The sequence below is a fragment of the Thalassobaculum fulvum genome (assembly GCF_014652915.1).
In the GTDB taxonomy this organism is placed as follows: domain Bacteria; phylum Pseudomonadota; class Alphaproteobacteria; order Thalassobaculales; family Thalassobaculaceae; genus Thalassobaculum_A; species Thalassobaculum_A fulvum.
This window is the reverse complement of record NZ_BMZS01000008.1, coordinates 201,108-220,077: the sequence shown is the minus strand read 5'-3', so window position 1 is coordinate 220,077 and position 18,970 is coordinate 201,108. Positions and strand designations below refer to the sequence as shown.

General features: G+C 71.8%; 17 protein-coding genes. 6 read left to right on the top strand and 11 right to left on the bottom strand.

Annotation, left to right across the window (positions count from 1 at the left end; genetic code table 11):
• The first annotated feature begins 42 nt into the window (after positions 1–42).
• Positions 43–780 carry a GntR family transcriptional regulator gene (locus tag IE246_RS17510; protein WP_189992000.1) on the top strand — a complete coding sequence of 246 codons (738 nt, stop codon included), beginning with the start codon at positions 43–45 and terminating at the stop codon, positions 778–780.
• A 21-nt stretch (positions 781–801) separates the two neighbouring features.
• On the opposite strand, the gene atpF is transcribed toward IE246_RS17510, so the two are convergent.
• The 8 genes from atpF to IE246_RS28160 form a co-directional block, all read right to left on the bottom strand.
• A complete protein-coding gene (gene atpF, locus IE246_RS17505) occupies positions 802–1,284 on the bottom strand; it encodes a F0F1 ATP synthase subunit B (RefSeq protein WP_189991998.1) in 483 nt (160 codons plus the stop codon).
• Entirely contained in the window at positions 1,284–1,892 is a 609-nt protein-coding gene (locus tag IE246_RS17500) for a F0F1 ATP synthase subunit B family protein (RefSeq protein ID WP_229837352.1), read from the bottom strand. Before IE246_RS17500 ends, atpF begins: the two co-directional genes overlap by 1 nt.
• 53 nt (positions 1,893–1,945) lie before the next feature.
• Positions 1,946–2,170 carry an ATP synthase subunit C family protein gene (locus IE246_RS17495; protein WP_189991996.1) on the bottom strand — a complete coding sequence of 75 codons (225 nt, stop codon included), beginning with the start codon at positions 2,168–2,170 and terminating at the stop codon, positions 1,946–1,948.
• A 52-nt stretch (positions 2,171–2,222) separates the two neighbouring features.
• On the bottom strand, positions 2,223–2,948 hold the full coding sequence (locus IE246_RS17490; protein ID WP_189991994.1) for a F0F1 ATP synthase subunit A: 726 nt from the start codon (positions 2,946–2,948) through the stop codon (positions 2,223–2,225).
• 3 nt (positions 2,949–2,951) lie between these two features.
• A complete protein-coding gene (locus IE246_RS17485; protein WP_189991993.1) occupies positions 2,952–3,329 on the bottom strand; it encodes an AtpZ/AtpI family protein in 378 nt (125 codons plus the stop codon).
• Between the two features lie 214 nt (positions 3,330–3,543).
• A complete protein-coding gene (gene smc, locus IE246_RS17480; protein WP_189991991.1) occupies positions 3,544–7,029 on the bottom strand; it encodes a chromosome segregation protein SMC in 3,486 nt (1,161 codons plus the stop codon).
• A gap of 25 nt (positions 7,030–7,054) precedes the next feature.
• A complete protein-coding gene (locus IE246_RS17475) occupies positions 7,055–7,612 on the bottom strand; it encodes a DsbA family protein (RefSeq protein ID WP_229837351.1) in 558 nt (185 codons plus the stop codon).
• A gap of 149 nt (positions 7,613–7,761) precedes the next feature.
• Positions 7,762–8,307 carry a DUF721 domain-containing protein gene (locus IE246_RS28160; protein WP_189991987.1) on the bottom strand — a complete coding sequence of 182 codons (546 nt, stop codon included), beginning with the start codon at positions 8,305–8,307 and terminating at the stop codon, positions 7,762–7,764.
• 91 nt (positions 8,308–8,398) lie between these two features.
• Here IE246_RS28160 and mutY point away from each other — a divergent pair, with 91 nt between their 5' ends.
• Complete coding sequence (gene mutY / locus IE246_RS17465) at positions 8,399–9,484, top strand: A/G-specific adenine glycosylase (RefSeq protein WP_189991985.1); 1,086 nt, start codon at positions 8,399–8,401, stop codon at positions 9,482–9,484.
• A gap of 184 nt (positions 9,485–9,668) precedes the next feature.
• On the opposite strand, the gene purH is transcribed toward mutY, so the two are convergent.
• From purH to IE246_RS17450, 3 genes are all read right to left on the bottom strand, one after another.
• Complete coding sequence (gene purH, locus IE246_RS17460) at positions 9,669–11,258, bottom strand: bifunctional phosphoribosylaminoimidazolecarboxamide formyltransferase/IMP cyclohydrolase (RefSeq protein WP_189991983.1); 1,590 nt, start codon at positions 11,256–11,258, stop codon at positions 9,669–9,671.
• A 26-nt stretch (positions 11,259–11,284) separates the two neighbouring features.
• Entirely contained in the window at positions 11,285–12,229 is a 945-nt protein-coding gene (locus IE246_RS17455) for a DMT family transporter (protein ID WP_229837350.1), read from the bottom strand.
• A gap of 343 nt (positions 12,230–12,572) precedes the next feature.
• On the bottom strand, positions 12,573–14,291 hold the full coding sequence (locus IE246_RS17450; RefSeq protein ID WP_189991981.1) for an adenylate/guanylate cyclase domain-containing protein: 1,719 nt from the start codon (positions 14,289–14,291) through the stop codon (positions 12,573–12,575).
• Positions 14,292–14,420: 129 nt separating this feature from the next.
• Between IE246_RS17450 and IE246_RS17445 the strand changes: the two genes are divergently transcribed.
• The 4 genes from IE246_RS17445 to IE246_RS17430 are packed head-to-tail and all read left to right on the top strand — an operon-like array spanning position 14,421 to position 18,951.
• The gene (locus IE246_RS17445) at positions 14,421–15,161 is read left to right on the top strand and encodes an ABC transporter ATP-binding protein (protein WP_189991979.1); all 741 of its coding nucleotides are present in this window, start codon (positions 14,421–14,423) and stop codon (positions 15,159–15,161) included.
• Positions 15,154–15,888: an ABC transporter permease subunit gene (locus tag IE246_RS17440; protein WP_189991977.1), complete on the top strand. Its 735-nt coding sequence runs from the start codon at positions 15,154–15,156 to the stop codon at positions 15,886–15,888. Before IE246_RS17445 ends, IE246_RS17440 begins: the two co-directional genes overlap by 8 nt.
• A 2-nt stretch (positions 15,889–15,890) precedes the next feature.
• The gene (locus IE246_RS17435; RefSeq protein ID WP_189991975.1) at positions 15,891–17,849 is read left to right on the top strand and encodes a GldG family protein; all 1,959 of its coding nucleotides are present in this window, start codon (positions 15,891–15,893) and stop codon (positions 17,847–17,849) included.
• A 10-nt stretch (positions 17,850–17,859) separates the two neighbouring features.
• Positions 17,860–18,951: a DUF4340 domain-containing protein gene (locus tag IE246_RS17430; RefSeq protein WP_189991974.1), complete on the top strand. Its 1,092-nt coding sequence runs from the start codon at positions 17,860–17,862 to the stop codon at positions 18,949–18,951.
• Positions 18,952–18,970 lie beyond the last annotated feature (19 nt).

Genomic DNA, 18,970 nt, shown 5'->3' with positions numbered 1-18,970 from the left:
AGAGTCGGCCACCGGGGGCCGACCCGGGGGCGGGAGGCGGCGATGACGCGCATGCACGACGGAGGCGAGGGCGGCGACGCCCAGGAATCGCGGGGCGAGATCGCCTACGCCCGCCTCAAGGAGGCGATCCAGGCCGGCGAACTGAAGCCCGGCCAGAGGATCCGCGAGATCGAGATGGCCGACCGGCTGAGGATGAGCCGGACCCCGGTGCGCGAGGCGCTGCGCCGGCTGGAGGCCGACGGCCTGCTGACCTTCGCCCCGTACCGCGGCATGGTGATCGCCGAGCTCGATCACCAGGCGGTCATGGAGCTGTACCAGATGCGCGAGGTGCTCGAGGGCACCGCGGCCGGCCTGGCGGCGCGCCATGCCTCGGAGGCCGAGATCGCGGTGCTGCGCGACATCATGGCCAGCGACCCCGGCGACGACGGCGACCCGCAGCGCCTGGCGACCCACAACCGGCAGTTCCACGGCGCCCTGTACCGGGCCGCCCATAACCGCTACCTGCTGAAGACCCTGAACGTGCTGCGCGACGCCATGGCCCTGCTGGGCATGACCACGCTGTCGCTGACCGGCCGGTCCGACACCGCGCGCGAGGAGCACGCCGCCATCGTCCACGCCATCGAGGCCCGCGACGTCGAGGGAGCCGAGGCGGCGGCCCGGGCGCATATCCGGTCGGCCCAGCGGGCCCGCATCCGGATCATGTTCGGCGACGAGGCGTCGAGCGGTGCCGCAACGACGAACGGCCCGGCGGAGGGCCGGGCCGTGTCGGAAGGCGACTAGGCGGTTGGTTCGAGGCGGATCCTACTGGAGGCGGGCCGGGATCTCCGTCACCGCATCCTCGACCAGCCGGCCCCGTACCGAATCGTCGATGTTCGCCTCGATCAGCTGCCGGGTGGCGGCCATCGCGAGGTCCACCATCTGCTCGCGGACGTCCTGCAGGGCCTTGGCCTCGGCGGCCGCGATCTTCTCGACCGCCAGCTGCTCGCGACGGGCCAGGGCGGCCTCCAGCTTCTTCTCGGAGTCCTCGCGCATCCGCTTCGCCTCTTCGCGGGCGTGCGCCAGGATCGCCTCGGCCTCCTTCAGCGCGTCGCGCTGCAGGCGCTGGTAGTTCGCCTTGGCGGCCTGGGCCTCCTCGCGGAGGTTCTGCGCCTCTTCCAGCCGCTTGCGGATCTCCTCGGCCCGCGCGTCGAGCGCCACCGTGGCCTTCTGCCAGACCATCTTGGCGACCAGCACGACGAACAGGACGAAGGAGACGGCAACCCAGAATGTCGGATCGGCAAACATCAGGCACCTCCCCCGGCCGCCGCCTCGACCGCCTTGTCGACCGCCTCGGCCGACGGCTGCACGCCGATCAGCTTGGCGGTGGCCGCCGCCGCGGTCTCGCTGGCCACGGTCCGCAGGCTCTCGAGCGCCTCGGCCCGCTGCTTGGCGATGCGGGTCTCGGCGGTCTTGGTCTTGCGGGCCACCTTCTTCGCCGCCTCGGCCTCGGCCTCGGCATGCTCCTTGGCGAGCGCGTCGTTGGTCTCGCGGAACATCTCCTGGGCCTTGCCGCGGGCATCGGCCAGGGCCTGCTCGTACTCGGCCTGGACCGCCGCCGCCTCCGAGCGCAGCCGTTCGGCCGTCTCGATGTCGTCGGCGATACGCTCCTGGCGCTCCTCGAGGACCTCGGCGATGCGCGGCAGCGCCACCTTCGACATGATCAGGTACAGGACCACGAAAGTGACGACGAGCCAGAAGATCTGGGTCGGGTAGGTGTGGACGTCGAGCTGCGGAAGACCGCCGCCGCCGTGCCCATCCCCGCCCTCGGAGGCGGCGAGCGCGGGCAACGCCGTCAGCCCGGCCAGCACGGCCGTGCCCAGCGCCGAACCGCGCAGCCACGCATAGCACTTCATGCCTTCACCCTCCTCACGAGAGAGCCGCACCGGGATGCCCGGTGCCGCCCGGATCAGGTGAACAGGATGAGGAACGCGATCAGCAGCGCGAACAGCGCGACGGCTTCCGTCAGCGCGAAGCCCAGAATGCCGATGCCGAAGACCTCGCCGCGGGCGGCCGGGTTGCGGGCGATCGAAGCGATCAGGGTCGAGAAGATGTTGCCGATACCGACACCCACGCCCATCAGGGCGATAACGGCGATGCCGGCTCCGATCATCTTGGCGGATGCGAGGTCCATGATATGCGTCCTTCCGTTTAGCAGATGGTAGGCGAGTGGATGCGAAGCCCGCTCAGTGGTGCAGATGCAGGGCGTCGCGGAGATAGATGCAGGTCAGGATGGTGAACACGTAGGCCTGCAGCACGGCGACCAGGATCTCGAACCCGGTCAGCGCGACCAGAACCACCATCGGCGCCACGCCGAACACGCCGAGCGCCACCACGAAGCTGCCGAACACCTTCATCATGGTGTGGCCGGCCATCATGTTCGCGAACAGTCGGACCGACAGGCTGATCGGGCGCGAGAGATACGACAGGATCTCGATCGGGATCAGCAGCGGCGCCATGTAGATCGGCGCGCCCGACGGGAAGAAGAAGGTCAGGAAGTGGACGCCGTGCTTGATGATCGCGATCAGCGTCACGCCGAGGAACACCGCGATCGCCATGGCGAAGGTCACGATGATCTGGCTGGTGAAGGTGTAGCTGTACGGCACCATGCCCAGCAGGTTGCCGAGCAGGATGAACATGAACAGCGCGAAGATGAACGGGAAGTACGGGCGCCCGTCCGACCCGACCTGCTCGCGCACCATGTTGGCTATGAACTCGTAGCTGAGTTCCGCCATCGACTGCCAGCGGTTCGGCACCAGGTGCCGGCCGCGCATCGACTGGGTCAGGAACACGCCCGCCGCGACCACGGCCAGCGTCATGAACAGTGCCGAGTTCGTGTACGAGAGGTCGAGCCCCCCGATCTCGATCGGAACCAGCGGCTTCAGCTTGAACTGTTCGACCGGCGACGCCACGCGCTACCCCTCTCGCTCCGTCCCGCCCCGGCTGCCGTTCCCCGCGTCGTCCCCGGGCTTGCGGTATCCCACCGCCAGCCCCTGGCCGGTCGCGGCGCGGAAGACATTCATCATGCCCCCCGCGGCGCCGAGAAAGAAAAACACGATCATCAGCCAGGGACCGGTCCCCAGCCAGCGATCCAGCGCATACCCGATTCCGGCTCCGACCGCGACCCCGGCCACCAGCTCGACACCGACCCGGAAGGCCAGACCCATGGCCGAACCCGGAAGGTCCGGCGAGAGCATCTCCGACCGTCGCACGCGTTCGTCCTGGTGGCCCCGTGCCTTCTTCAGGCGAGAGTCCAGGTCGTCGAGCGATGGCGGGGAGTCTCGGTCCTGCATCCCCGGTCCAGGGCCACGGTCTCCCGCGGTCCGTAATCGGTTACGCCAACGGACCGGTTTACGCTTTCGGCATGCGCCAGCCCGTGCTTCGCCGGCGCCCCGGCGAAAGCGGCGCAACCATACGCACGGCCCCTGGGGGTGTCAAGGCCGTGTGGGGGCCTGCGACAAGCTTTCAACTATTTGATATTGCGACGATTTTCTTGCCCTGCCGGAATCACCCGGCGTCGCGCAGCCGCTCGGCCCGGGCGAGGTCGACCGACACCAGCTGGCTGACCCCGCGCTCGGCCATGGTCACGCCGAACAGCCGGTCCATGCGCGCCATGGTCATGCGGTGGTGGGTGATGATCAGGAACCGGGTGCCGGTCTCCTTCACGATGTCCTGCAGCAGCGAGCAGAACCGGTCGACGTTGGTGTCGTCGAGCGGGGCGTCGACCTCGTCGAGCACGCAGATCGGCGACGGGTTGGTCAGGAACACCGCGAACACCAGCGCGACCGCGGTCAGCGCCTGCTCGCCGCCGGAGAACAGCGACAGGTGCTGCATCTTCTTGCCCGGCGGGCTGGCCATGATCTCCAGCCCGGCGTCGAGCGGGTCCTCGGTCTCGGTGAGCTTGAGATGGGCCTCGCCGCCGCCGAACAGTCGGGTGAACAGGGTCTGGAAGTGCCGGTCGACCCGATGGAACGCCTCCAGCAGCCGCTCGCGGCCCTCGCGGTTCAGCGAGGCGATGGCCGAGCGCAGCCGCTGGATGGCGCCGGTCAGGTCGTCGCGCTCGTTCTCCATGCCCTGGATCTGCTGGTCCAGCTCCTCCAGCTCGGTCTCGGCCCGCAGGTTCACCGGGCCGATCGACTCGCGCTCGCCGATCAGCCGGTCGAGCTTGGACTGGGTCTGGTCGGCTTCCGGCAGCGGCTCGTTCGGGTCGATGCCGGCGGCCTCCAGGATCTTGTCCGGGGTGCAGTCCAGGCGCTCGGCGATGCGCTCGCGCTCGACCCGCAGGGTCTGGTTGATCTGCTCGAGCACGGACTCGGCCCGGATCCGCGCCTCGCGGGCCTCGCCGGCGGCGCGCTCGGCGTCGCGGGCGGCCCGGTCGAGCTCCGACTGCTTGCTCTCGGCGGCGACCAGGCGGTCGGCGGCGCGTCGGCGGCCGGTCTCGGACTCCTCGATCCTGGCGCTCAGCTGCTCGCGCTGGGACCGCAGCTGTTCCGGGCGCGCCTCCAGCCGGGCGATCTCTGTCTGCTCGGCATCGCGCCGGGTGTCGAGCTCGCCGACCCGGGTCTCGGCGCGGGTCCGGCGGTCGGTCCAGGACGTGATCTCCTGCACCACCTGGGACAGCCGGCTGCGACGGGCGGTGCCCTCGCGCACCAGCCGGTCGTGCTCGGTCCGGGCCTCGACCAGCGCGGCCCGGCGCTCGGCCAGGGTGGCGCGGTGGCCCTGGGACTGGCTGCGCAGGGCGTCGACGTCCGGCAGTTCCGCCAGGCCGGCCTCGGCGGCCTGCTGCTGCGACGCGGCCTCGGCCCGCTCCTCGGCCAGCCGGGCGGCGCCGTCGTCGAGGGCCGACAGCTTGGTCTCGACCGCCGACACCCGGGCCTCCAGCTCGGCGGCCCGCGAGCGGGCGGCGGACTGCGCGGACGACGCGTCCGACAGCCGGGTGCGCGCGGTTTCGACCGCCTCGTCGGCAGCGGCCAGGCGGGCCTCGGCTTCCGAGACGGCGGACCGGGCGGCGGCGCGGTCGGTGGCCTTGGCCGCCAGTTCGGCGTCCAGCTCGGCCAGCCGGTTGCGGCGCTCCAGGCGGATCGCGGCGGCCGACGGCGCGCCCGGGGTGATCGAGTAGCCGTCCCAGCGCCACACCCCGCCGGCCCGGGTGACCACGCGGGCACCGGCCGGCAGCGCGGCCTGGGCGGCCCGGGCGGCGGCCGGATCGGCGGCGACGCCGGTGCGGGACAGCCGGCGCGCCAGGGCGGCGGGGGCCTTGACCTTCGGGGCCAGCGGCTCGATCCCGGCCGGCCACGCGGCGGTTTCGGCTGAACCCGACCCGGCGAATTCGGGCAGGGCGCGCCAGCCGGTCGCGGTGTCGGCGGCGGCGTCGGCCAGTTCCGGCGATTCCAGGTCGTCGCCGAGGGCGGCACCGAGAGCGGCTTCCCAGCCGGCCTCGACGGTCACCTGATCGACGATCGGGGCGCTCTTGTCCTGCTTCTGGACCAGCAGCCGGCGCAGGCCGTCGGCCTCGGCCTCCAGCCCGGCGACCGCCGAGTCGATCGCCCGCAGGGCCTCGCGCGCCTGCTGGTCGGCCGCCTTGGCGGCCTCGCGCGCCTCGCGGGCGGCCGGCGCCGCGGCCTCGGCCTCGGCGACCGCGGCCGCGGCGGTTTCGACCGCACGGGCCGCGGCCTCGCGCTCGGCCTCCGGGACCGCCTGGCGGGCCAGCTCGGCCCGGCGCTCGGCCATCTCGGCCTGCTGGCGCTCGAGCCGGGCGATCCGGTCGGCGGCCTGGCGGATCTGGCGTTCCAGGGCGGCCCGCCGGGCGTCGGCCACGGCGATCGCCTCGGTCGCCTTGTGGACCGCCTCCTCGGCCTCCTCGGCGGCCCGGTTGATCCGGGTCAGCGCCGCCTGGCTCGCTTCCTGGGCCTCGGCCTCGCCCTCGCCGGCGGCGGTCAGGGCGTCGCGCTCCGCGGTCAGGCGGGCCAGGGTGGCCGCGGCCTCCTCCAGCAGCGCCTTCTCGCGGCCGGCGTCGTCGGCGATCTGCCGCAGCCGGGTCTCGGCCTCGCTGCGGGCCGTGGTGATCCGGCGTTCCTCGGCGTCGAGCTCGCCGCGCGCCAGGGTCAGGCGCTGCAGCTCGGCCGACGCCGCCGCCTCGATCTGGCGAAGCTCGGGCAGGGCGGCGGCCGCCTCGGCCTGGGCGGTCGAGGCCTTGGCGGCGGCCTCGGCGGCCAGCGCCACCTTGTCGCCGGCCTGGGCCAGGGCCCGGCCGGCGACCTCGCGCTCGGCCATGGTGGCGGTCCAGCGGCGGTGCAGGACGATCGATTCGGCGCGCCGGATCTGCTCGCTCAGCGCCCGGTAGCGCTGCGCCTGCTTGGCCTGCCGGCGCAGGGCCTGGCGCTGGCCCTCGAGCGCCTTCAGCACGTCGTCCAGGCGCTCCAGGTTCTGCTCGGCGGCGCGCAGCCGCAGCTCGGCCTCGTGGCGGCGGGTGTGCAGGCCGCGGATGTTGGCGGCCTCCTCCAGCAGGGCCCGGCGGTCGGTCGGCTTGGCCTGCACGATCGAGCCGATCTTGCCCTGGCTGACCAGCCCGGCCGAGCGGGCGCCGGTGGCGGCGTCCGCGAACAGCAGCTGGACGTCGCGGGCCCGCACCTCGCGGCCGTTGACCCGGTAGTGCGAGCCGCGCTCGCGCTCGATCCGGCGGATGATCTCCAGCTCTTCGGCGTCGTTGAACTGGGCCGGGGCGCGCCGGTCCTCGTTGGCCACCACGAGGCTGACCTCGGCCATGTTGCGCTTCGGCCGCGACGTGGTGCCGCCGAAGATGACGTCGTCCATGCCGTCGCCGCGCATCTGCTTGGCCGAGGTCTCGCCCATCACCCAGCGCAGCGCCTCGACCAGGTTCGACTTGCCGCAGCCGTTCGGACCCACGACGCCGGTGAGGCCAGGCTCGATCACGACTTCGGTGGGGTCGACGAACGACTTGAACCCGGCGAGGCGCAGCTTGCTGAAATGCACCGTGGTGGGTCTCCTGTGGCGGCGGTCAGCCCAGCTGCGGCTCGATGACCTTCTGGAAGTCCTCGAACGGCTGGGCGCCGACCACCTTCTCGGTGCCGACGACGAAGGTCGGCGTGGAGCTGACGTCGTGGTCCTGCTGGCCGCCCAGCCGGATCTTCAGGATCCCGTCCAGCAACGCCTCGTTGCTCATGCAGGCATCGGCCTGTTCGGCGCTGATGCCGGCCAGCCGGCCGATCTGCTTGATCGCGCCGATCGGGTCGGTCGCCCGGGTCCACTTGGCCTGCTGCTTGAACAGCATGTCGAGCAGCGGGAAGTAGCGGCTCTCCGGCGCGCACCGGGCCATCGCGGCCGCCCGCAGCGCGTACTGGTCAAGCGGGAAGTCCCGCATCTCCAGCTTCAGCTTGCCGGGGGCGATGTAGGCCTCGCGGATCTTCGGCAGGATATCGGTGTGGAAATGCGCGCAGTGCGGACAGGTGAGCGAGGAGTACTCGATCATCGTCAGCCCGGCATCCGGATCGCCCTCGAAGCGGGGCGCCAGCGCGGTCTCGAGATCGACCTCCGCGGCCCGAGACAGGCGTGGCACGACGGCGGCGACACCAAGCGTCACAATTCCAAGATTTAGTGTTCTGCGATCCATTCGTCGATCCTCGACACCAGATGTTGATGACCATACGCCGAAGCCGGCACCCCGGGCAAGCTGTCCGTGGCGACCCGTCTACCGGCCGATTCGGGCTATTTTTCGGCCGCCTTGGCAGCCGCGTGCACCGCCTCGCCGAGCGCGGCGAGCCGGCGCCGGAGATCCGGGTCGGCGACCGGCGCCACCTGCTCGGCGACCTCCGCCCGCTCGGCCGCCGACAGCGGCCGCATCGCCCGCAGCCGCGGTTTCGGCGGCGCCGGCAGCGGGCCCTGGCGGAGCGCGACGCGGGCGACTGCGGCCCAGCCGAAATGCGCGTTCACCCGCTCGATCAGCTGCGGCAGGGCGTACTGGATCTCGAGCGCCCGGGCCGGGGCGGCCAGCAGGCGCAGGGTGGCGCCGTCGCGGCGGCCGCGCGGGAACGACAGCGACTCGGGCAGGCAGGCGCCGGCCAGGTCGGCCCCGGCGATCAGCGGCCAGTCGCGCACGATCCGGCCCTCGACGAAGCCGCGCTTGCGCAGCAGCGGGTCGGTCAGCCGCGGCGCCACCCCGGCGAGTGCCCGCAGCCCGTCCCGCCGCACGCCGCCGGAGGCGGATGCGATGGCCGGTCGGGCGACCTTGGCTTCCGGATCGTCGTCGGTCATCGGCTCCCGCTGATCGGCTCCTGCCGTGTTGCCTGTGCCGCTGGCACATGGTGCTGGCCGGGCGTCCGGACCACTCCTATCTTGCCATCCCATGGACGCCGCCGCACCTCACGACCGCGCAAGCCCGCCGGTCGCAGACCATCTGCTGGCCTGGTACGACCGTCATCGCCGCCACCTGCCGTGGCGGGCCGGGCCGGGCGAGACCGCCGATCCCTACCGGGTCTGGCTCAGCGAGATCATGCTGCAGCAGACCACGGTGGCGACCGTCGGGCCTTATTTCCGGCGGTTCCTGGAGCGCTGGCCGACCGTGCACGACCTCGCCGCGGCACCGTCGGAGGAGGTGATGTCGGCCTGGGCCGGGCTCGGCTACTACGCCCGGGCCCGCAACCTGCACGCCTGCGCCAGGGCGGTGGCGGGCGAGCGCGGCGGGGTGTTCCCGGACACCGAGGCCGGGCTGCGCGCGCTGCCGGGAATCGGCGCCTACACCGCGGCGGCGATCGCCGCCATCGCCTTCGACCGCAAGGCCACGGTGGTGGACGGCAACGTCGAACGCGTGGTGGCCCGGCTGTTCGCGGTCGAGGAGCCGATGCCGGCGGCGAAGCCGACGCTTCGCGCGCTGGCCGCGACCCTGACCCCCGACCGGCGGCCCGGCGACTTCGCCCAGGCGATGATGGACCTGGGCGCCACGGTGTGCACGCCGCGCAGGCCGGCCTGCCTGTCCTGCCCGCTGTCGGGTTCGTGCGACGGACGGATCGCCGGGATCGCCGAGGAGCTGCCGCGCAAGTCGCCGAAGGCCGAGCGGCCGATGCGGCGCGGCACCGCCTTCGTGGTGCTCAGCGGCGCCGGCAACCTGCTGCTGCGGGTGCGGCCGGCCAAGGGTATGCTGGGCGGGATGCACGAGGTGCCGGCGACGCCGTGGGACAGCAAGACCGGTTGGCGCGCCGATCCCGACGACCACGAGCCGGTGGCGGGGGCAGTGTGGATCGCGCTGCCGGGCATCGTCCGGCACGGCTTCACCCACTACGACCTGGAGCTCGAGGTGCTGGCCGCCCGGCTGCGCGACCAGCCGGCGGTGCCGGGCGGCGAGTGGTGGCCGCTCGACCGCCTGGACGACGCGGCGCTGCCGACCTTGATGGCGAAGGTGGTGCGCCACGCGCTGGCGCACCTGTCGCGCTAGGCGAGCGGCGCCCGTCGCACTTCCTTGTTCGTCATTCCGGAGCGAACCGCCGCAGGCGGGACGGATCCGGAACCCACCGGCTGCCCGTGGACATCCTGTCGCTAGGCGCCCGTCGCTCCGTGGGTTCCGGCTCGGACGCGCCGGGGCGGCGCATCCGTCCGGAATGACGAGGATGAGAAAAGGCTCAGTGCCGGAAGTGCCGCATGCCGGTGAACACCATGGCCAGGCCCTGCTCGTCGGCGGCGGCGATCACCTCGTCGTCGCGCATCGAGCCGCCCGGCTGGATCACCGCGGTGGCGCCGGCCTCGGCGACCGCCAGCAGGCCGTCGGCGAACGGGAAGAACGCATCCGACGCCGCCGCCGAGCCGATCGTGCGCGGCTCGGCCCAGCCGGCCGCCTTGGCGGCGTCCTTGGCCTTCAGGGCGGCGATCCGGGCCGAGTCGACCCGGCTCATCTGGCCGGCGCCGATGCCGGCGGTCGAGCCGTCCTTGACGTAGACGATGGTGTTCGACTTGACGTGCTTGGCGATCCGGAACGCCAGCAGAAGGTCCTTGAGCTCCTGCTCGGTCGGCGCCCGTCTGGTCACCACCTTGAGGTCGGCCCGGGCGATCCGGCCGTTGTCGCGGGTCTGCACCAGCAGGCCGCCGGCCAGGTTGCGGACCATGGTGCCGGCCGCGGTCGGGTCCGGCAGCGCCCCGGTGCGCAGCAGGATGCGCGGGTTCTTCTTGGCGGCGAACACCTTGATGGCGTCCTCGTCGAACTCCGGCGCGATGATCACCTCGCTGAAGATCCGGCCGATCTTCTCGGCGGTCTCGCCGTCCAGGGTGCGGTTCAGGGCGACGATGCCGCCATAGGCGCTGACCGGGTCGCAGGCGAGGGCGGCGTCCCAGGCGGCGCTGAGCGACTCGGCGACCGCCACGCCGCACGGGTTGGCGTGCTTGATGATCGCCACCGCCGGGCCTTCCAGCTCGGCCGCCAGCTCGAAGGCGGCGTCGGTGTCGTTCAGGTTGTTGTAGCTGAGCGCCTTGCCCATCAGCTGCTCGGCGCTGGCCACGCCCGGCCGGTTCTCGCCGGTCCGGTAGAACGCCGCCTGCTGGTGCGGGTTCTCGCCATAGCGCAGGACCTGCGGGGCCGAGCCGGCGAGGGTGAAGCGGCGCGGGAAGGTGTCGCCCAGTTCGCCGGCCAGCCAGCCGGCGATGGCGGCGTCGTAGGCGGCGGTGCGGGCGTAGGCGGTGGCGGCCAGCCTGCGGCGCAGGGCGAGCGTGGTGGCGCCGTCGTTGCCGCGCATCTCGTCGAGCACCGCGCCGTAGTCCTCGACGTCGACCACCACGGTGACGAAGTCGTGGTTCTTGGAGGCGGCGCGGATCATCGCCGGGCCGCCGATGTCGATGTTCTCGACCGACTCGTCCCAGCCCGCGCCGCGCGCCCGGGTCGCCTCGAACGGGTAGAGGTTGACCACCAGCAGGTCGATCGGGTTGATGCCGTGCTTGTCCATGGCGGCGACGTGCTCGCCGAGGTCGCGACGCCCGAGCAGGCCGCCGTGGATCACCGGGTGCAGGGTCTTTACCCGGCCGTCCATGATCTCCGGGAAGCCGGTGCGCTCGGCGACCTCGACCACCGGCACGCCGGCGTCGGCCAGCGCCTTGGCGGTGCCGCCGGTCGACAGGATCTCCACGCCCATGCCGGCGAGCGCCTTGCCGAACTCGACGAGGCCGGACTTGTCGGACACGGAAATCAGGGCACGCTTGACGGCGACGCGATCGATCTCGGCCATCGGACGGGAACTCCTCGGAACGGCGGTCAGGATGGGACCGGCTTATCCTCGCTCGCGCGCGTCAGGTCAACCGCCGCCCGCTTGCGCATCCGCGACTCCCGGATGCCGATGTAGGTGGCGCTGGCGAAGATCAGCGCCCCGCCGACCCAGGTCCAAAGGTCGGGGATCTCGCCGAACAGCGCGAAGCCGATGGCGGCGGCCCAGATCAGCTTGCTGAAGTCCATCGGCAGCACCGCCGAGGCATCGGCGTACTTGAACGACTGGTTCATCGCGGTCTGGGCGACCGTCCCGAGTACCCCGATCACCGCCAGCCAGCCGAGCTGCTCGAGCCCCGGCCAGGTCCAGTACGGCAGGGCGGCGGCCAGGCAGACCGGGGTCAGGAAGATCGAGGCGTAGGCGGTGATGGTGACGCTCGACTCGGTGCGGGTCAGCACCTTGATGACCATCAGCGCGACCGACCAGACCACCGACGAGCCGATCACCAGCAGCGGGCCGAGCCCGACCTCGATCACGCCCGGCCGCAGGATGATCAGGGTGCCGGCGAAGCCGACCAGGATCGCGGTCCAGCGCCTGAGCCGCACGACTTCGCCGAGCACCAGCATGGCCAGCAGGGTGGCGAACAGCGGGGCGGTGAATCCGAGGGCGGCGACCGTGGCCAGCGGCGTGATCGACAGGCTGTAGAAGAACATCAGCATGGCGGCCGAGTTCAGCACACCGCGCAGCGCGAACAGCTTGATGTTCCGGGTCTTCAGCGGCGCGATGCCCTGGCGCAGGAACACCGGGGCGAGGGCCAGGAAGCCGAACACGACGCGGAACAGCGCGACCTCGAACGGGTGCATCTCGCCGGTCACGCTCAGGTTCCGGATGACCGCGTGCATGATGCTGAACGAGGCCGCCGCCAGCGCCATCATCAGGGCGCCGGCCAGCGGGGCCGGGATCGGCAGGGGGCGGGGCGTGGATCCAGCTGTCACCGCCGCACCCTATGCGCCGTGCTGCACCGCCACAAGCGCCGGGGCGGAACGGGTGCTGTGGCAGTCCTTCCTGCCGGCGCTCCATTTCGACCTCATCCCGGCCAAGCGAAGCGCGATCCGGGACCGCCCCGGATTCCGGTGACGGATTCCATTCCGGTGTCCATTCCGGTGACAGTGCACTCAACTTGACGCCCTCGACGCGGGGCTGGCTGATCGGATATCGGCGACTCAGGGTTGAGTGCACTGTCACCGGATCCCATGCACCGGATCCCATGACGGGGGCCGAGGATGGGTCCCGGCTCGCGCTTTGCTTGGCCGGGATGAGGATTGGGGGGCGCCGCGCCTACCTCGCGGCCAGCGCCGACGCGTCCGCCACGACGCGCACCGCCAGGGTCTGCTGCCGGCCACGGATGTCGATCTCGACCGTCGGCGCGGCCCCGAGGTCGGCGCCGGCGGCCTCGACCAGCGACTGCGAGACGAGCAGCTGGGCGCCGTGCTGCTTGGTCAGGGCCTCCAGCCGGCTGGCGGTGTTGACGGTGTCGCCGACGGCGGTCACGCCGCGCGCCTGCCCGTAGCCCATCTCGCCGACGATCGCGGCGCCGAGATGGATGCCGATGCCGATCCGCAGCGGCTCCTCGAGGTCGCCTTCCAGGCTGGCGTTCAGCTCGGCCAGCCGCTCGCTCATCGCGCGGGCCGCGGCGAGCGCCCGTCGGGAGCCTTCGGCCGGGCCGGATTCGACGCCGAACAGCGCCATGATGCCGTCGCCGATGAACTTGTCGATCCGCCCGCCGGCGCCCTCGATCGCCGCCCCCATCTCGGCGAAGTACCGGTTCAGGATGAACACCACGTCGTAGGGCAGGCGGTGCTCCGACAGCTGCGTGAACCCGCGCAGGTCGGCGAACAGCACGGCGATGTCGAGTTCGCGGCCCTGCAGGTAGTCCGGGCCGCCGCGCGCCTGGCCGACCCCGGCGGTGTGCGGCGGCAGCAGCGGCATCACCTCCAGGCCGTCGATCACCTCGGTCTGGCAGGCCAGGCGGACGTTCGGCGGCGCCCCGACCCGCCTGAGGACCCTGGCCTCGGGCTCGGCCGGCGGCGGCAGCGCCTCCAGTCCGGCACCGATCCTGATCCGGCAGGTCGAGCAGCGGCCGCGGCCGCCGCAGACCGAGGCGTGCGGAATGCCGTAGGACTGGCTGACCGCCAGCACGGTCATTCCGGCGGTGGCGCGAACGCTGCGCCCGCTGCCGTACCGGACCGTCGCGTCGCGGTTGCGGCGCTCGACCGCCAGCCGCACCGCGCGGGCGGCGAAGGTGGCGGCGACGGCGACGGCGAAGCCGATGCGGGCCCGGTCGATGGTCTCGACGGTGGCGGCGATGTCGGCGTTCGACGGCAGCCGCATGCCGGCGACCGCCTGCCGCAGCCAGTCCGGGTCGCGGGCGAGCTCCATGACCGCCATGCCGGCGGCCACGTACCCGGCCAGCGCCGCGGTCGGCACCGCGACGGCCGCCGCCAGCAGCCAGGGTGCGGCGCGGTCGAACCACGGCCGGTAGCGCAGCCACAAATACAGCCCGACGCAGCCATGCACCCAGGCGACCACCAGGGCGGTCGGCTGCTTGACGGTCTGCCAGCCGGAGAACACCCACATGTTGAGCAGGGCGTAGGTGTAGTCGTCGTTCACCCCGAACGCCGCATGGGCGTAGCGGGTGGCGATCGCGTGGTCCAGCAGCAGCAGCGGGATCGCTAGGCCCAGGACCAGTTGGGCGATCTCGGCCGGGTGCATCGCGCGCAGGGATTCGCGCAGCCAGATCGCCCGCAGCGCGATCAGCACGTGCACCGCCAGCCCGCCGTACAGCAGGGCGGTGGCGGCCGGGCTGCGCCAGACCGCGACGAACAGGCCGTGGCCGGTGTCGAGGGCCTCGAGCGACCAGATTCCGGCCGCGTGGTTCAGCAGGTGGGTCAGGACATAGCCGAACAGGATCAGGCCGGAGGCCAGCCGCGCCCGGGCGATGAGGGTGTTCGCGGAGAGGGCCCGGGAGGTCGCCCGGCGCTCGTCGATCACTGCCATGTTCTCTCCACAATGTCGGCGAGACTACCGCAGCAACTTGAAAATCGCAGAGAAATTGGTACACCACCCCGCCCTGTGAGGCACGGCTCCCGAACATCACCGGTCCAAAGGCATCACGGTCCAGCGACGATGACGAACGCTCTTTCGGTGCGCGGCCTGGTCAAGCGGTTCGGGCCGAAGACTGCCGTCGACGATCTCAGCTTCGAGGTCTCGGCCGGCGAGGTCCTCGGCTTCCTCGGCCCGAACGGTGCCGGCAAGTCCACGACCATGAAGATGATCTGCGGCTTCCTGGCGCCGACCGCCGGGACCGCCGTGATCTGCGGCCACGACGTGCTGGAGGAGCCGATCGCCGCCAAGCGCGCGCTCGGCTACCTGCCGGAAGGCGCGCCGGCCTATCCGGACATGACGACGGTCGGCTTTCTCGACTTCATCGCCGGGGTGCGCGGCTACGACGGTGCCGAGCGCCGCGAGCGCGTCGTCGAGGCGATGGCCAAGACCCGGCTGGAGGAGGTCACCCACCAGCCGATCGAGACCCTGTCGAAGGGCTTCAAACGCCGGGTCGGACTGGCCCAGGCGCTGCTGCACGACCCGCCCGTGCTGATCCTCGACGAGCCGACCGACGGCCTCGACCCGAACCAGAAGTTCGAGGTCCGCAAGCTGATCAAGGCGATGGCCGCCGACAAGGCGATCGTGATCTCGACCCACATCCTGGAGGAGGTCGACGCGGTCTGCTCGCGCGCCATGATCATCGCGCGCGGCCGGCTGCTGGCCGACGACACGCCGGAGGGCCTGCGCAGCCTGGCGGCCAGCCGGAACCTGGACGACGTGTTCCGCCAGGTGACGACCGGAGAGGTGACGAGCAATGCGTAACGTCGCGCTGATCACCCGCCGCGAGCTGCGCGGCTACTTCGCGACACCGCTGGCCTACATCTTCATCGTGATCTTCCTGGTGCTGGCCGGCGCCCTGACGTTCTTCGTCGGCGGGCTGCTGCAGCGCGGCCAGGCCGACCTGCAGCCGTTCTTCACCTTCCATCCGTGGCTGTACCTGTTCCTGGTGCCGGCGCTGTCGATGCGGCTGTGGGCGGAGGAGCGGCGGACCGGCACGATCGAGCTGTTCCTGACCCTGCCGATCACCATGGCCGAGGCGGTCGTCGCCAAGTTCCTGGCGGCCTGGATCTTCACGGCGATCGCGCTGGCCCTGACCTTCCCGCTGTGGATCACGGTCAACGTGCTGGGCAATCCGGACAACGGGGTGATCCTGGCGTCCTACGTCGGCAGCCTGCTGATGGCGGGCGCGTTCCTGGCGGTCGGTTCGATGATCTCGGCGACCACCAAGAACCAGGTCATCGCCTTCGTGGTGACGACGGCGGTGCTGTTCGTGTTCGCGCTGGCCGGCTCGAACGTCGTGTTGGAGGCGTTCCGGGGCTGGGCGCCGGCGGTGGTCGTCGACATCGTCTCCGGGTTCGGGTTCCTGACCCACTTCCAGGCGATCGCCCGCGGCGTGATCGACCTGCGCGACGCGATCTTCTTCGGCTCGACCATCGTGGTGGCGCTGTTCGCCAACGCGCTGATCGTGGACCTCGAGAAGGCGGACTGACCATGGCGACCACGCATTCCGACCCGACCGCACCGATCGCCGGGCGCCGCGATCCGGCACGCCTCACCGCCATCGCGCTGGCGCTGCTGGCGGTGCTGTTCGTCGCGGTCAACGTGCTGGTGTCGTTCACCCTGACCGCGCAGCGCGTCGACCTGACCGCCGACAAGCTGTACTCGCTGTCGCCGGCCACCCAGAAGGTGCTCGACTCGATCGACGAGCCGGTCACGCTCAGGCTGTTCTACTCCAAGCGGCTCGGCACCCAGGCGCCGGGCTACGGCATCTACGCCGAGCGCGTGCAGGACGTGCTGCGCGAATACGCCAGCCGGTCGAACGGCAAGGTGATCCTGGAGATCTACGACCCGACGCCGTTCACCCCGGTCGAGGACCGGGCGGTGTCCTACGGCCTGCAGCAGATCCCGCTGGAGGGCGTCGACGGCACCGTGTTCTTCGGCCTGGTCGGCTCCAACACGACCGACGACGTCGAGACCATCCCGTTCCTGCAGCCGGACCGCGAGCAGTTCCTCGAATACGACCTGACCAAGATGGTCTACGCCCTGTCCAAGGGCGCGGTCGGCAAGCTCGGCGTCATCGGGTCGCTGAAGGTCAACGGCGACGTGCGCATGGGCCAGATGGGCCGGCCGGAACAGGTGCCGCCGATGGTGGTCGCCGAGCGCATCCACGAGGTGCTCGACATCGAGACCCTGCCGACCGACATCCAGAAGATCCCGGACGACATCGCGATCCTGATGGTGGCGCACCCGAAGGCGCTGACGCCGCGCACCCTGTTCGCGATCGACCAGTACATCCTCGGCGGCGGCAAGGCGGCGATCTTCGTCGACCCCTATGCCGAGTCCGAGGCCGGCCCGATGACCGGTGCACCGCTGGCCGACCCGCCGTCCAGCACCCTGCAGCCGATCTTCGACGCCTGGGGGCTGGAGATGCCGGCCGACAAGGTGGTCGGCGACCGCTTCGCGGCCCGCCGGGTGCTGCAGCCGAACGGCCGGGACTACGTCTCCTACGTGCCCTGGCTGCTGCTGCGCGGGGCCCGCAACCTGAACCGGGACTCGCCGATCACCGCCCAGGTCGACAGCCTGGCGGTGGCCAGCGCCGGCGCGCTGTCGGTCAAGGACGGCGCGACCATCGCGCTGCAGCCGCTGGCCTCGTCGAGCCCGGGCTCGATGCTGATCGACAGCAAGCAGCTGATGGGCCCGATGCCGCAGCCCGAGAAGCTGCTGCGCGACTACAAGGCCGGACCGGACGCCTACACGATCGCTGGCCTGGTCACCGGCACGGTCAGGACCGCGTTCCCGGACGGGCGGCCGCCGCTGGCCGAGGGCCAGGACGACGACCCGGAAGCGAGCTTCGACACGGTGCTGACCGAGTCGAAGGGGCCGATCGAGGCGATCGTGGTTGCCGACACCGACGTGCTGACCGACCGGTTCTGGGTGCAGTTCCGCGAGTTCTACGGCCGCCGCATCGCGGTTCCGGGGGCCGGCAACGGCGACTTCGTGGCCAACGCCCTGGACGCGCTGACCGGTTCGTCGGCGCTGCTGGAGTTGCGCGGCCAGGGCTCGTCCTACCGGCCGTTCGAGGTGATCGAACAGCTCAAGCGCGAGGCCGACCGGAAGTACCAGGCCAAGGAGCAGGAGCTGCGCGAGACCCTGGCGGAGACCCAGAAGAAGCTCGACGCGCTGCGCAACCGGCAGGCCGGGACCCAGGGACCGGTGGCGCTGAGCGAGGACGAGCGCCGGCAGGTCACCGACTACCAGCGCCAGATCCTGCGGCTGCGCTCCGAACTGCGCGAGGTCCAGCGCTCGCTGCGCGAGGACGTCGAGCGGCTGGAGACCCGGGTGCTGGTCGCGAACATCGCGCTGATGCCGGTGGTCGTCGCGGTGTTCGCGCTGCTGCTGGCGGCGTGGCGGGTGCGACGGCGGTCGCGCCGCACCGCGGCCGAGGCGTGAGGAGGACGCGATGATCAAGCGACGCACCGTCATCCTGCTCGGCGCCGTCACCCTGGCGACCGCGGCGGGCGCCGTGGCCGCCGTGGTCGACCGGACCGCCGAGACCCGGACCGAGGTCGAGGCCGTGCGGCTGTACCCGAAGCTGGATGATCAGGCCGGCGAGGTGCAGCAGGTCCAGGTCGCCCGGGCCGCGGACTCGCCGGACGGCACGGTGACCCTGCTGCGGACCGACGGCGGCTGGGTTCTGAAGGAGCGCGACCACTACCCGGCGCGCACCGACCTCGTGCGCAAGCTGCTGTTCGACCTCGGCCAGCTCGAGCTGATCGAGCGCAAGACCGCCGACCCGACCCGCTTCGACCGCCTGGAGCTGGCGGATGTCGGCGGCAAGGGGGCCAAGGCGTCGCGGGTCGTGGTGACCACCGCCGGCGGCGACGAGGTCGTCGACCTGCATGTCGGCAAGCGGCGCGAGAGCCCGACCGGGGGCAAACCGCGGGTCTACGTGCGGCGCAGCGACGAGCGGCAGACCTACCTCGCCGAGGGCGAACTCGACCTGCGCGGCGGTCCGGTGGAATGGCTGCTGCGCGAGATCGTGAACGTGCCCAAGGACAGCATCGCCGAGGCGACCATCACCGCGCCGTCGGGCGCGGTGCTGCACCTCAGCCGGGTCGGCAAGGACTTCCGGATCGACGATATGCCCGCGGGCCGCAAGGTCGCGTCGCAGTACTCGGTGAACAACGCCGCCACGGTGCTGGACAAGCTGCTGTTCGACGACGTGCGCTCGGCCGCCGGCCTGACGTTCTCGGCCGACCAGGGCAGGGCCGTGTTCAAGACCGGCGACGGGCTGACCGTGACCCTCGAGTTCGCGGCCGACCCGAAGGCGGCGGGCCCCGGGGCGCCGGAACCCGAGGCGCCGGAACCCGGGGCGGGGCCCTGGATCCGGGTCGCGATCGCGGTCGCGGCCGATGCCGGCGACGACGCCCGCAAGCTGGCCGAGGCGGCGAGCAGGCAGACCGAGGGCTGGGCCTACCGGGTGTCGTCCTACGACCTGGAGCGCCTGCGGGCCACGGCGGAATCCCTGACCAAGCCGGCCGAGGGGTCGTGACCGGCGGTGCGGGACCGGG

What these genes read in the sequence shown, in the direction of transcription:
- IE246_RS17510 (WP_189992000.1), top strand. Translation starts at nt 43, where the DNA reads ATGACGCGCATGCACGACGGAGGCGAGGGCGGCGACGCCCAGGAATCG.
- atpF (WP_189991998.1), bottom strand. Translation starts at nt 1,284, where the DNA reads ATGTTTGCCGATCCGACATTCTGGGTTGCCGTCTCCTTCGTCCTGTTC.
- IE246_RS17500 (WP_229837352.1), bottom strand. Translation starts at nt 1,892, where the DNA reads ATGAAGTGCTATGCGTGGCTGCGCGGTTCGGCGCTGGGCACGGCCGTG.
- IE246_RS17495 (WP_189991996.1), bottom strand. Translation starts at nt 2,170, where the DNA reads ATGGACCTCGCATCCGCCAAGATGATCGGAGCCGGCATCGCCGTTATC.
- IE246_RS17485 (WP_189991993.1), bottom strand. Translation starts at nt 3,329, where the DNA reads ATGCAGGACCGAGACTCCCCGCCATCGCTCGACGACCTGGACTCTCGC.
- IE246_RS28160 (WP_189991987.1), bottom strand. Translation starts at nt 8,307, where the DNA reads ATGACCGACGACGATCCGGAAGCCAAGGTCGCCCGACCGGCCATCGCA.
- mutY (WP_189991985.1), top strand. Translation starts at nt 8,399, where the DNA reads ATGGACGCCGCCGCACCTCACGACCGCGCAAGCCCGCCGGTCGCAGAC.
- purH (WP_189991983.1), bottom strand. Translation starts at nt 11,258, where the DNA reads ATGGCCGAGATCGATCGCGTCGCCGTCAAGCGTGCCCTGATTTCCGTG.
- IE246_RS17450 (WP_189991981.1), bottom strand. Translation starts at nt 14,291, where the DNA reads ATGGCAGTGATCGACGAGCGCCGGGCGACCTCCCGGGCCCTCTCCGCG.
- IE246_RS17445 (WP_189991979.1), top strand. Translation starts at nt 14,421, where the DNA reads ATGACGAACGCTCTTTCGGTGCGCGGCCTGGTCAAGCGGTTCGGGCCG.
- IE246_RS17440 (WP_189991977.1), top strand. Translation starts at nt 15,154, where the DNA reads ATGCGTAACGTCGCGCTGATCACCCGCCGCGAGCTGCGCGGCTACTTC.
- IE246_RS17435 (WP_189991975.1), top strand. Translation starts at nt 15,891, where the DNA reads ATGGCGACCACGCATTCCGACCCGACCGCACCGATCGCCGGGCGCCGC.
- IE246_RS17430 (WP_189991974.1), top strand. Translation starts at nt 17,860, where the DNA reads ATGATCAAGCGACGCACCGTCATCCTGCTCGGCGCCGTCACCCTGGCG.